This window comes from Lysinibacillus sphaericus (genome assembly GCF_000600105.1).
Classification (GTDB): domain Bacteria; phylum Bacillota; class Bacilli; order Bacillales_A; family Planococcaceae; genus Lysinibacillus; species Lysinibacillus sphaericus.
The window spans coordinates 239,423-251,986 of sequence record NZ_CP006837.1; the positions used below are offsets into that span (position 1 = coordinate 239,423).

The 12,564-nt window shown below is 35.2% G+C and carries 11 protein-coding genes; 5 read left to right on the plus strand and 6 right to left on the minus strand.

All coding sequences use genetic code 11. The annotated features are described in order from the left end of the window. Nucleotides 1-390 precede the first annotated feature (390 nt). Nucleotides 391-963 carry a YitT family protein gene (locus T479_RS01100; protein WP_024360841.1) on the plus strand — a complete coding sequence of 191 codons (573 nt, stop codon included), beginning with the start codon at nucleotides 391-393 and terminating at the stop codon, nucleotides 961-963. Between the two features lie 48 nt (nucleotides 964-1,011). Here the strand turns inward: T479_RS01100 and T479_RS01105 are convergent, their stop codons facing one another. Then, entirely contained in the window at nucleotides 1,012-1,887 is an 876-nt protein-coding gene (locus T479_RS01105; protein ID WP_024360842.1) for a DMT family transporter, read from the minus strand. A gap of 107 nt (nucleotides 1,888-1,994) precedes the next feature. Further along, nucleotides 1,995-3,152, minus strand: coding sequence for a PucR family transcriptional regulator (locus T479_RS01110; RefSeq protein WP_025218397.1), 1,158 nt, complete (start codon nucleotides 3,150-3,152; stop codon nucleotides 1,995-1,997). Between the two features lie 260 nt (nucleotides 3,153-3,412). Here T479_RS01110 and T479_RS01115 point away from each other — a divergent pair, with 260 nt between their 5' ends. Together T479_RS01115 and T479_RS01120 are read left to right on the plus strand one after the other, a co-directional pair. After that, nucleotides 3,413-4,306 carry an EAL domain-containing protein gene (locus T479_RS01115; RefSeq protein ID WP_024360844.1) on the plus strand — a complete coding sequence of 298 codons (894 nt, stop codon included), beginning with the start codon at nucleotides 3,413-3,415 and terminating at the stop codon, nucleotides 4,304-4,306. After that, nucleotides 4,272-5,222, plus strand: coding sequence for a GGDEF domain-containing protein (locus tag T479_RS01120; protein ID WP_025218398.1), 951 nt, complete (start codon nucleotides 4,272-4,274; stop codon nucleotides 5,220-5,222). The genes T479_RS01115 and T479_RS01120 overlap by 35 nt, the downstream gene beginning before the upstream one ends. Before the next feature lie 140 nt (nucleotides 5,223-5,362). Here the strand turns inward: T479_RS01120 and T479_RS01125 are convergent, their stop codons facing one another. Further along, nucleotides 5,363-6,124 (minus strand): glucose 1-dehydrogenase, encoded by a 762-nt coding sequence (locus T479_RS01125; RefSeq protein ID WP_025218399.1) that lies wholly within the window; start codon nucleotides 6,122-6,124, stop codon nucleotides 5,363-5,365. 194 nt (nucleotides 6,125-6,318) lie between these two features. Here T479_RS01125 and T479_RS01130 point away from each other — a divergent pair, with 194 nt between their 5' ends. Continuing rightward, nucleotides 6,319-7,713, plus strand: coding sequence for an L-cystine transporter (locus T479_RS01130; protein WP_024360847.1), 1,395 nt, complete (start codon nucleotides 6,319-6,321; stop codon nucleotides 7,711-7,713). A gap of 91 nt (nucleotides 7,714-7,804) precedes the next feature. Here T479_RS01130 and T479_RS01135 read toward each other — a convergent pair whose 3' ends face one another. After that, nucleotides 7,805-9,268, minus strand: coding sequence for a methyl-accepting chemotaxis protein (locus T479_RS01135; RefSeq protein ID WP_025218400.1), 1,464 nt, complete (start codon nucleotides 9,266-9,268; stop codon nucleotides 7,805-7,807). Between the two features lie 722 nt (nucleotides 9,269-9,990). Between T479_RS01135 and T479_RS01140 the strand changes: the two genes are divergently transcribed. Then, the gene (locus tag T479_RS01140) at nucleotides 9,991-11,256 is read left to right on the plus strand and encodes an MFS transporter (protein ID WP_024360849.1); all 1,266 of its coding nucleotides are present in this window, start codon (nucleotides 9,991-9,993) and stop codon (nucleotides 11,254-11,256) included. A 110-nt stretch (nucleotides 11,257-11,366) separates the two neighbouring features. Here the strand turns inward: T479_RS01140 and T479_RS01145 are convergent, their stop codons facing one another. Then, nucleotides 11,367-11,681: a hypothetical protein gene (locus T479_RS01145; RefSeq protein ID WP_024360850.1), complete on the minus strand. Its 315-nt coding sequence runs from the start codon at nucleotides 11,679-11,681 to the stop codon at nucleotides 11,367-11,369. Nucleotides 11,682-11,807: 126 nt separating this feature from the next. Beyond that, nucleotides 11,808-12,362, minus strand: coding sequence for an SLOG family protein (locus T479_RS01150; RefSeq protein ID WP_024360851.1), 555 nt, complete (start codon nucleotides 12,360-12,362; stop codon nucleotides 11,808-11,810). Between the last annotated feature and the right edge of the window lie 202 nt (nucleotides 12,363-12,564).

Sequence of the window (12,564 nt, forward strand, 5' to 3'; positions counted from 1 at the left end):
ATACATCTCTCCTCAATTGATAAAGTAGGAGGCTAGTTCAGCTTCTGTCTTCAATCTAAATATCCCTTTAAGGAACAGAGGAAAGGTGTTAAAAATTTAGAAGGGTTCACTTGTTGTTGGTAGCGAAGGCGTGACTCCTGTGGGAACGCACACATCGTAAGACGCTGGCATTCCGCGCGTTAGCGAGGGTTGCGGCTTACGTGTGTGCCTGCGGAAAGCACCGCCGAAGGGAACAACAATGGCACAGCAAAAAAGTGTTAGATTGACTGCCATCAATCTAACACCTTTTCTCTTTTGCCCCACGCTCTTGGTGGTTAGCTAAAGTCCACAAACATGTTCAAATCAATTTTTTCATACTATAAGACATGCTTAGTCTCGGAGGGGGGTTGTATGTTTTTTCTGAAGAAAGGCTTGGTCATCATAATAGGTAGTATCTGTATATCATTAGGCATTAATCTATTTCTAACACCGTACCAAATACTAGACGGAGGCGTTGTAGGGGTAGCGCTTATTTTGTACTATTTGTATCAGCTAAAAATCGGACTTATGATTATTATTTTAAGCATTCCAATATTTGTTATAGCTTGGTTTAAATACAGAGCTTATTTCTATAATAGTGTACATGGGTTAATTGGCTCGTCTTTTATCATTGACCTGTTGAGGCCTATAAGAAATATAATTCAAATCGATGCGATTTATAGTGCAATTTTTGGAGGGATTTTAGTAGGTTTTGGCATCGGTTTAATGCTTCGCTTTCAGACAAGCACTGGTGGAACAGATCTAGTTGCACAGTTTTTAAGTGATAAAACAGGCATTAATGTGGGGATTCTTATTTTTTTTATTGATTCGATTGTTATTGTTTTAGGTGGGTTTCTATTATCTTCTAATACATTAATCCTTTCCATAATTACTGTGTTAGTAGTGGGTATTACGACAAGTATGATAACCAGTTATGCAAAATAAAAAATAGCTTCAGTAAACACTGAAACTATTTATAGGTGAGCGTTAAGGTCAGTTATTCATCATCCGCTTTTTTGGATAGGCGGGTTTTACTTCCGCAATTAAAATAGCTAGTAAAATTAATACTGCGCCTATCACCATTCTGCCTGTCAGTACTTCATGCAAAAATATTACCGAAAGCACCATACCGAAAAAGGATTCTGTTGACAAGATAATGGCTGCCTTTGTAGCAGTTGTATATTGATTGGCCACATTTTGAAAAAGGTACGCAATAGTAGTTGAAAAAATCCCTAAATAAATGATTGAATAGATTGCTTCTTTTTCAAGATTAGTAGGGATATCGCCTTGACTGACAACGACCAAGATACCCAAAACGGATGCTGTTATAAACTGCACAATGGTAAGAGCGATTGCATCTTCCTTTTGTACAAAAAGGTTTGTACAAAAAATATCGAAAGCAAAGGCAACAGCACATGCTAGAGAAAGGGCATCTCCTATATTCATTGTGAGGGAACCTTGTAATGATAAACAGCCAATTCCAACAAGCGCTATAATAGAGCCAATGATTTCGTAACCATCGATTCGGCGTTTATAGACGGCATAAGCAATAAGTGGAACAACGATTACATTAACAGCGGTTAAAAATGCATTTTTAGAGGGAGTCGTATATTGTAAACCAACTGTCTGAAGGGCAAAGGCAATATACAATATCGTGCCTAGTAAAACACCTTTCCAAACGACTGATTTTGTTGCTTTTTTTAATTTGTATCCAAAAATGACGGTTAGTATAATCGAAGCTAATATAAATCTTCCTGCCATCACTTGATAAGCAGTTAAATATTCTAGTGCAATGGCTGTAACAACAAACCCACTACCCCAAACGATAGCGGTTGTAAGCAACATGCCATCAGCTATGTATTGTTTCATCTTTCTTCCTCCTAACTCCAATAAGAATAGCATGAGAAGGAAGAAAATATTTTGACTTTGTTTCTAAACTTTCAGGCGTTTTTTTGTACTTATTCCAAAGCGAATATTTATTCTGCTATTTTGCTATGTAATAAGTACAATTTAACGGCTGCTGATAAGCGTTCATAAAAAACATAATCATTATCTTGCGGTGCTACCAATTGGCGGATTTTTGTCATGCGATATCGGATAGTATTTGGATGGCAGAACTGCGCAACTGCTACTTCTTTTATGTTACCCTTTTTTGCGATATACGTGATTGCGGTATTGATGAAATCGGTATCAACCTTTTCATCAAGTAAGGGCCCTAGATAGTTTTTTACATAATGCATGGCAAATTGAGGATCTTTGCGATGTAGCTCAATAAGCAAACTATCAGAACCAAGCTGTGTGTAATGACAAGTAGGGGTCATATCAATTTCTGCCATTAAGCGGGCAGCGAAAGCTTCCCGTACTGCAAGGTGAAGTGCCATTTGTGTGCTATGCACCTGGCTATAGCCAACAGTCAGTTTGTCTGTCGAAATATCATACATTGTAAGCCATTCATTAAGAAATTTTTCAAATTGAAAATGCTGTGATAGATTGGTCATTAAGATAAAGAGGCTATTTTTATATTTACAAATAACGCCTGTTTTTAATAGTGGTTCCAATTGCAAAAAAGGTTGCATCCATTGTGCATTCGATACGGCTTGCATTTGAAAATTCGCTACGAATACATATTTTTCAAATGGTTTGTTCAATTGTTGTAAAAAAGATGTGATTTGTTCTGCAGAGACATCTTCGTTAATGAGACGTTTCATAATGGTTTCTAGAAAGAATGTATAGTCTTGCGTTTTTGCATAAGCCATTGTTTCTAAAATAATTTTTTCAAAAAATTCATCCCCACCAAATCGCAGTATTGGGAAATGATGTGCATTTGCTAAGGCGAGTACTTCCTCTGGTAGTTCGTTATAAATAACGGGTTTATATGCTAAAGCGCTTGCTTCTAACTGAATCAGATTTTTTACAGCATTTACTAAATAATCAGGCTGTTGTTTTGCAAATAATAAGCTACTAAGGATTACACTATTTGGTGTAAATATCGTTTCTCGAACAGTGTGAATATCAGGCGAAAATTCAAAATCTAGAATTTCAACATTTTGGACAGGTTTATGTAAACCGTTGCTACCTGCAACGACTGTAAAATCCTTTGTAATCGGCAATTGCAAAAAGTTTTTTACGTTCATTATGGAATCTAGCTACCTTTCCAGTAATTTATTATTAAGTATCGTACCATCATTTTAAGATAAATGAATATAGTTATTGTCTTTTATTGCAAATTTTATTGTTTGCATAGAGCCTATGTTCAAAAAATAACTATGTTCATGTACAATCCCTTCACTTGATGATTCTGAAATCAACTTCGTTCTTTTTACAACTACTTCACAGAGCGTTTACAATTAAAGCTTACAATGGATACTAATAACCAATTTAAGAGGTGCAAAAAATGGAGTCTGTTGTGAGACAAAGCGTAAAGACAAGCAATTTATTCTTATATTTAAATCATCTATATGAACAGCATCAAAGTAATACTTTATATATAAAACGTTTAAAAGCATTAAATAAAATTATCGAAACAAAAGATTTACATACTTTTTTTCAACCGATTGTAGATTTACAAACAGAGCAAACAATGGGATTTGAGGCATTAAATAGACCAACGCCCTCTGATTTATTTAACAGTGTCGATCAATTTTATGAATTTGTAGGGCAAACGGATTGCGTGTTTTTATTTGAATGCTTTTGTCGTAACCTATCATTGCAACGCTTCAAAGAGCGCCTTCACGGGGAGTTACTGAACCAAGATTATATCCTATTTCTTAATATCCACCCTAATGTATTACTGGATAAAAAATATAATAGTGGAGAAACATTACAACTGCTAAAAGAGCTCGGTATTAAACCACAGCAGGTAGTCTTTGAGTTAACAGAACGCAGCGCTGTGTTAGATTTTGTAGAGTTCGAAAGGGTATTATCACATTATCGTTCGCAGGGTTATCGAATTGCAGTGGATGATATGGGGTCCGGCTATAATAGTTTAAAAACATTGATTTATTTAAAACCTGAATTTATTAAGTTGGATCGTTCGTTAATTCAATATATCGATAAAAACAGTGAGCAGCAGCAGCTTGTTACATTGCTTATGAAATATGCGGAGCAAGCTGGAACAAAAATTATAGCAGAAGGCATAGAACGGCAAGAGGAGATCAATTATTTGCAAGACATTGGCATCCATTATGCACAAGGGTATGCGTTAGGGAGGCCATCAAAAGACATTCAATTGGGGGAATTAAGGGTGGATGACCATGCAGATAGGAGAAGTCACAGAAAACGTTCCTAGTATTGATGAATTTGTGAAAAACAAAGATGTAGATATACTTTTTACAAGCAATCCATCATTGCGAAGTGTTGTTGTTGTACGAGATGGCAGTCCAATTGGACATATTACCCGCACACATTTCTATCAAAAAATTGGTACACGCTATGGCTATAATTTATTTATGGGTCGACAAAATCAGCTTATTATTAAAGATAAACCTCTAATTGTAGATTATGACACACCTATTATCGAAGTCAGCACGGAAGCGATGGGCCGACGAGCAGAGGACCTATATGATGATATTATTGTCATTAAAAAAGGTGTCTATTTCGGTGTGGTTAGTATTAGAGAACTGTTGTTAAAGCTTGTAGAGACGCAAGTAGCGATTGCTAGTTTTTTAAACCCACTAACAAGCTTACCTGGCAATAAATTAATAGAAGAAAAATTACAAGCTGCATTACATCTTGAAAAATATAGTCTCATTTATTTTGATTTGGATCACTTTAAAACGTATAATGACACCTATGGTTTTAATAAAGGAGACAAAATTTTACTGTATTTAACAGATGTTCTCAAAAGAAATATTGCAGCTGGAGAAGATTTTTTAGGGCATATAGGTGGCGATGATTTTGTTGCTATACTCCCACACTATGAAGTCGCAATCATCTGTCAAACGATTATAGAAGAGTTTGATGCGCAAATTATTGATTTTTATGAGCTAGAGGATTTAGTAAAATTACAAGTTCCTAATAGGACTGGAAAATTAGAGCGTTTTACATGTACTTCGTTATCTATTGCTGTTATTACAAATGAATACCAGCAATTTACTTCAGTTGACCAACTATCCGATGCAGTAGCACGATTAAAAAAGGAATGCAAAAAGATATGTGGAAGCTGTTATTTAATTAATGACAAAGCAACCTACCTTATACATTAGATTTTTAAGATGTAGGGTGAATTACCCGCGGAATAAAGAGGAATACCCGCGAAATAGGGTAGATTACCCGCGGAGCAGAGAGGAATACCCGCGAACAACATAAAAACCTACCTCGTCTTATAAACGAGGTAGGCTTTTTATTAGTAAGCACTCCAGCCAGCATCTGCCGCTAAAGCGACACCGTTAATAAGGCCGGAATCTTCAGAAGCTAAAAATAGTGCAATATTAGCAATATCTGAAACTTGACCAGCTTTTGGCATAAGTTGCACACCGCGTACAGATTGTTGCATACCAAATGGATCTACATTCGTCATGGCTGCTGCAAAGCCAGTTTCTACATGTGCAGGTGCAATTGCGTTGCAACGGATATTTTGTGAACCGTAGTGGGAGGCAATATTTTTTGTCATACCTACAACTGCGTGTTTCGCTGTAGTATAAGCTAGTCCACCGCGGCCGCCTGTTAATCCTGCAATGGAAGCCATGTTGACAATTGTTCCACCGCCATTTTCAATAAATATTGGTAATACTTGTCGAATAGCTCGCATCACACCACTTACATTAATGTCCATCACACGTTGCCAAACCGCATCTTCAACATTTGCCGCCGCCTGCATATTGTCACCAACTCCGGCATTATTGACTAAAATATCTATACGACCAAAATGAGCCACCGTAGTAGCCATCATTTTTTGAATATCTTCTTCTACCGCAACATTTACTTTGACACCAAATGCCTCAAAACCAACTTCATTAAACTCATTCACAGTAGCATTTAATGCGTCCTCATTGAAGTCAGCAATAACAACTTTTGCCCCTTCTTGTGCATATTTACGCGCAATTTCTTTACCGATTCCTGCTCCACTACCTGTAATAATAGCCACTTTATTTTGCAATTTACCCATAATTATTCCCCTCTTTCAATATAAGTTTACTATTAAACTAATTTGATTTTAGTCCTTTTCAATTGTTAAATCAAAGAAATTGAACCGCTTACATGTTTAAAAATCTTAATCTTAATAAAACATACTTGAATAATAGGTATTATAGGTATATAATTCGATTTACATTCTAATAAAACATCTTAGGAGGCTTTCTATTGTCAACTTTACAAGTCATTCTGAACGTAGCACTGTTACTTGCCTGCGTTGGAATTTTAGTTATTATGAATAAAAAACACGTGAAATTCTCAAATCGTGTTTTTGCTGGTCTAGGTTTAGGTATCGCACTAGGTCTAGGGCTGCAATTGTTTTACGGTATTGACTCAGAAGTTTTAACCAAGACAACATCTTGGTACAACATTATTGGTACGGGTTATGTGAAACTGTTACAAATGGTGGCAATGCCTCTAGTATTTATTTCTATTTTGATTGCCTTTACGAAAATGACAATTGGCAAAAATTTTGGCAAAATGGCCGCTTTAATTTTAGCAATTTTAATCGGTACTACAGCAGTATCAGCCGCAGTAGGGATTCTTTCGGCTACAATATTTGATTTAGATGCTACTCAAATTATGCAAGGCGACGCTGAAACAGAGCGTGGGGCATATATAGAAGAAAAGACAACGGGCATGACTGCACCTGATTTACCAACGCAAATTATAGAATTATTCCCAGCGAATCCATTCCTTGATTTAACAGGTGCTCGTTCAACATCTACAATTGCAGTTGTTATATTTGCAGCATTTTTAGGTTTTGCTTATTTACGTGTCGCACGTAAAGATAGTGAGATGGCTGCAACCATTAAAAAAGGCATTGATGCAGTGCATGCATTAGTAATGGGTGTTGTAACAATTGTTTTACGCTTAACACCATATGGTATTTTAGCCATTATGGCACGCACGGTCGCAACATCTGATTTTGGGGCAATTTACAACTTAGGTAAATTCGTTATTGCTTCTTACGTTGCGTTAATTATTATGTTCCTTGTTCATTTACTAATTATTTCATTAAGCGGTCTAAATCCGTTTACGTATTTAAAAAAATCACTTGAAACACTGTTATTTGCCTTCACTTCACGTTCAAGTGCGGGGACTTTACCTATGAATATTAAAACGCAAACTGGTAGACTTGGTGTACCAGAGGGGATAGCAAACTTCGCAGGTTCATTTGGTTTATCAATTGGTCAAAACGGTTGCGCTGGTGTATATCCTGCAATGCTTGCAATTATGATTGCACCAACTGTCGGCATTAATCCACTTGATCCTGTATTTATCATTACAGTTATTGCAGTGGTAGCAATAAGTTCGTTCGGTGTAGCAGGTGTTGGTGGTGGTGCAACATTTGCAGCTATCCTTGTGCTATCAGCGCTTCACCTACCAGTTGCACTTGCCGGTATTTTGATTTCAATTGAGCCATTAATCGACATGGGGCGTACGGCTCTAAATGTAAGTGGGTCAATGACAGCAGGTGTTACCACAGCACGTGTAACGAAAGAGTTGGATACAGAAATGTATAATAATAAAGCGGTTAGTGCACAAGTTTCGGACTTATAGGCTTGTAAAAATAAGTTTCGAACATAACAAACATAGCAAAAAAGTGTTAGATTGATTGAAGTCAATCTAGCACTTTTTCTCTTTTGTACAGTCAATAAGTATTTTTTATGTTTTCAGTGCTTTTGGCTGTGTCATCAATGTACTTTGCAATAATATGGTTGTCAGCTGTGATGTTTTCAATTGATGCATTCATTTGTTGTAAGGTGGCAGTGGCTTCCTCAATAATGGCAGCAAAATCATTTGTCGACGAGTCAACATTTTTGCTGTTCACAGCTACTTCATTTGATAAATGCTCAAATTCATTAAATTTTATTTTTAATGAATGTAAAATATCGCTTAATTGAATAAAGTTTGAATTAACTAACTTTGTAGATTCGACACTTTGATGCAATGTGTCGCTACTTTTTGTCATGTTCACCTGTGCTAATTTATTCGTTGTATTGACATCCGTTAAATTTTCACTGATTTTGACAGTAAGATTATTCGTTAAATCCGCTAAATTTCGTATTTCTTGCGCCACAACAGAGAATCCTTTTCCAGCATCCCCAGCACGAGCCGCCTCAATAGAAGCATTTAATGCCAATAAATTTGTCTGTTCTGTTATTTGTTGAATATCATTGGCAAACTGATTTGTTTCTTCAATTTTTTCCGTTAAAGTTTTAAAGTTTTCACTTAAGTTGGTTATCACATTTTGCAGACTATTCATCTCTGTTGTAAGATGATTTATTTTATTTTGTCCTTCAACCGCTAAGTTGCTAGATTGAATAGAGTCATCTATTAAACGAACGGTTATGTCATTCATAGAATGGATTGCTGCTAAGTTACTTTGTGCACTGTCCGCTATTTTAGATATTTGCTCACTTTGTAACATACTCCCTGATGAAACTTCATTCATGGCTAGTTGAATTTCCTCTTGTGATCTTAAACCAAATTGAACTTTTTCGTTAATTTTACTAATGCTTTCAGCAATAATAGCGATTTCCCGTTCTAAATGAAGTTTATGTTCTCCTTTTGTTTTTGCATCAGCTTCTGCGATTTCACTATAAGCTTGTAACTTTTTAAATTGATTTTGATTCATACGTATTAAGATTGTTAACAGAAATCCAATAAACAAATAAATGATAACAAAAGAAGTCATTTTTTCACTAGCAAATTCAGGTTTAGGGAAGAGATAAATTAAACCAAGCGTTATAAATCCTAAACTATAGCCGATGCTAAATATTTTGGCATTAAATTGAACAGCAGAGAAGATAGCAAAGAAAAAAATAGAAAGAGCAGTGGATAATTCCCCACCATAAATCATGACTAAACTAATATTAAAGATATTCATAATGATTACTATCAAGTAGGGGAAGACATACTCTTTTTTATATCGATTAATGACTATGTATAACAAAGGATAAAAAATTATTTGAACACTATAGAAAAAGATAATCCAAAAATCCGGTTTTAAAGATAATGTACCGAGTAAACCTAAAATTGTCGAAGCTAAATAAGTGAAAAGCATCAGCTTGTTTTTATTTTTCAAGTCCATTAATTTTAATTGCTCAATCATATTGCACTGAAGACCTCCTGTTTAATTTATTATTTTTAAATAGTAATTAATCACTAATTAAGGGGATTGTTTACCTTTAAACTAGTTATTAAGATTGATTATAGTTATTTTAACTGGAAGTAGTAAAGAATTATTTTTAATTTTTACCGATGTTAGTTAGAACTACCTACGTAATCAATATTGAAATTGCAAAAATAAATTTTCAATTAGAGAGAAAATGTTATGGCAAGTATTTCTCGTTCAATAAATAAATTTTCTGTGAAATTAATTAATTTAATATTAAACAGTTTAATGTTAAAATAAATTGCAGGTCACAAAAGTTTCACATTTATTGGAGGTGATTATGTGGCAAGAAAGCAGGATAAAGTCTAATACAGCGCGGTTTTAGAGGATAAATGGTCAACTGCGAATTCGCTTGCAGAATTATGACAAGTAAGCTACCGCAGACTTAATAAAAAGAAAGTAGTAGCTTTTTGGAGACAATCTATGTACAAGGATTCCTCTGCATTTGTTCTTTAAACAAGGAAGCCGTTCATTCTTTTTATGAAGTAGTTCTTACTTGAACCATGTGCAATAGCTTAAGCTAATGGACAAGTTAAGTAATGCAAATATATAACAAAATATCTTTTCAATCATTGCATATGTGCCAATTGGTATCCAAATGGCGAAATTTGACGTTTTGTGTAAAATAAAGTCGTTTATATAAAAGGAGAAATAGAGAAATGAGTGCTAATAAGAAAAGGCTTCACTTTGCATGGCTAGTATTACTAGGTTTATGTATTTCAGTTGGTTTAGCAAAGTCAGGATTAAACAGTTCGGCAGGACTATTCCTATCACCAGTATCTGAAGACATTGGTGTAGGTCTGGGTAATTTAACGTTATATCTAAGTATTTCATCTATCGTTACAATGGTATTTTTACCGATTGGCGGGAAGTTAATGGCGAAGTATGATACACGTATGTTACTTAGCATTGCAATTATTTTACAAGCGGGTGCATTTGCTTTATTCGGTATGATGAGCTCTGTATGGGGATGGTATATTCTTGCAATGCCATTAGCTGTTGGTGGCGTATTAATTACAGTATTGGCAGGACCTGTTTTAGTCAATCAATGGTTTAAACAACGCAGTGGACTAGCATTAGGTATTATTACTGCTTCTGGTGGTTTAATCGGGGCGTTTACACAACCTTTAATTGGTAACTTAATTGCCACTCAAGGTTGGAGAAGTGCATATATTATTGTAGGTGTTGCAGCGATTATTATTATCGTTCCAACAATTATGCTATTTTTAAGAAAATCACCACAAGAAAAAGGGCTATTACCTTATGGTGCAGTGGACAATAACAATGTAGAGAAGAAAGTAGAAACGGATACTAGCAATACGGGAATCTCGTTTGCGGATGCTAAAAAATCGTTGTCATTTTCATTGTTAATTCTGTTCTTCTTCATTATTACATCAATAGCAAGTTTTTCAATCCATATTCCAACATACCTTGTAAATCAAGGATTTAGTGTGAAGTTTACTGGTAATGTGATGGCTGCTTTAATGGTTGGTGTACTGTTAGGGTCAATTATTTTCGGTTATTTAATTGATAAAATTGGTGCTAAAAATACGACTGTTATCGCCATGTCTATTGGTTTAGTGTCTATGATTTTGTTGCTCTTCTTTGTTGAAAGTACAATTGCGATCGTTGTAGCTGTTGGTCTTTTCGGATTTGTCACAGCTTGTATAGGAACATTAGCGCCTGCTATTACTTCTGCTTTATTTGGTAATAAAAATTACAGTCAAATCTATTCGACAGTTTCAATCGGTTTGGCAGTAGCGGGAATTATTGCACTTCCAGCGTATGGCTATATTTTTGATTTCACAGGAAGCTACACAGCTGTTTTATATATTATTGTAATTATGTTAATCATGAATATTGTTTCTGTCTTAGTTGCTTTCCGTAATAAAGAAAAAATGGTGCAAAACGGATTGTGGAAATAAGATATTAATTGGCAAACTAAAAACTACACCTAACTTGCTAGACAAGTAATGGTGTAGTTTTTGTTTTTCAGGATAATTGTTTGAGAATTGTTTGAGTGACTGGCACCCAGTTAAATAATTTTTACATAAAAGTCTTTGCCGTTTATAATGTCAGTTACTTCAATGTTGTAATGAATTTTATAGTAATCATAAATATTTCGTGCTAAACCGGAGTGTCCATTTAAATAAGTTCCCTTTTTCACCTCTTTACGTGGATTGTGAAAATCAAAATATAAGCGCGAATCGTGGCACATCGAGTTTAAAATGGCTTTAAACTCCTGTTCCTCAATATGAATTCCTCGCGTATACTGGCACTCTCGGCGATACGTATCGTGTGAGACATTCACTGGTGAAGACTCAAGGGTCATTTCGATTTTTCTATTCAAATGTCAACAGCTCCTTTCAAGATTCCTAACTATTCTCTCTATTATAAAATTGTCAGAAAATTATATCAATATTTATCTATAGTGAAGAATGAAGAAATGTAACTTGTAGGGGAGGGATAGGGTAATCTACCAATCTTGCTGTTGCATTTCCTCTGCGATTACTTGAAGATCATAGGAATTAATGGTTAGAAGCGTATAGTCGTGGGTTTCCATATATTTTTCTGCCAAGTGCTTGATATACTTCGGAGAGCCCTCGTTTTCTTCATCATAAACAAGTAACAAACCGTCCGAATTTTGAATAATAAACTTGTCCTTCTCTGTAAACTGCCAAGGAGCCTCATACGGCTTTTTCGTGACACTTGTTACAAAGTCTGCCTGTGCTACTAGTGACAAATATTTTTCTTGTTTCATTTCTTGCCAATTTTTTTCTTGCTCTAAAAATGGTGTGATAACTGCATATTTTAAGTCAGGAAATTCCTCTTTTAATGTTAAGACAACCTCTACGCTCCATGTTTCAACACCTTGTTGTCCGCTGATAATGACCCATTCTAAACCTTCATCTAAAAGATTTCTCAAGCGATTTTCTAAAGCTTTTTTGATAATGGAGATACCAGGATGTTTATCATTGAAAATGCCAAGCTCATGTGGTTTATAGCCTGTAATAATTATTCGCTGAAGCACTAAAACGCCCCCTAAGCTGTTTGTATGTATCAAGTATACAGCAGGGGACGTATGAACACGAATGACAAATCTAGCAGGTGTGATGCCATGTATTTATTTATTTATTTTACGGTAGTTCCCAAGAAAATAATGACGCTTAAAATGCAAAAATTGTTAAGACTACAGTTGCTGTTGCACAAATGCCAAGAAACCACCAAGTGTC

Coding starts and splice junctions, on each gene's coding strand:
- T479_RS01100 (WP_024360841.1), top strand. CDS start 391: ATGTTTTTTCTGAAGAAAGGCTTGGTCATCATAATAGGTAGTATCTGT.
- T479_RS01105 (WP_024360842.1), bottom strand. CDS start 1,887: ATGAAACAATACATAGCTGATGGCATGTTGCTTACAACCGCTATCGTT.
- T479_RS01110 (WP_025218397.1), bottom strand. CDS start 3,152: ATGAACGTAAAAAACTTTTTGCAATTGCCGATTACAAAGGATTTTACA.
- T479_RS01115 (WP_024360844.1), top strand. CDS start 3,413: ATGGAGTCTGTTGTGAGACAAAGCGTAAAGACAAGCAATTTATTCTTA.
- T479_RS01120 (WP_025218398.1), top strand. CDS start 4,272: ATGCAGATAGGAGAAGTCACAGAAAACGTTCCTAGTATTGATGAATTT.
- T479_RS01125 (WP_025218399.1), bottom strand. CDS start 6,124: ATGGGTAAATTGCAAAATAAAGTGGCTATTATTACAGGTAGTGGAGCA.
- T479_RS01135 (WP_025218400.1), bottom strand. CDS start 9,268: ATGATTGAGCAATTAAAATTAATGGACTTGAAAAATAAAAACAAGCTG.
- T479_RS01140 (WP_024360849.1), top strand. CDS start 9,991: ATGAGTGCTAATAAGAAAAGGCTTCACTTTGCATGGCTAGTATTACTA.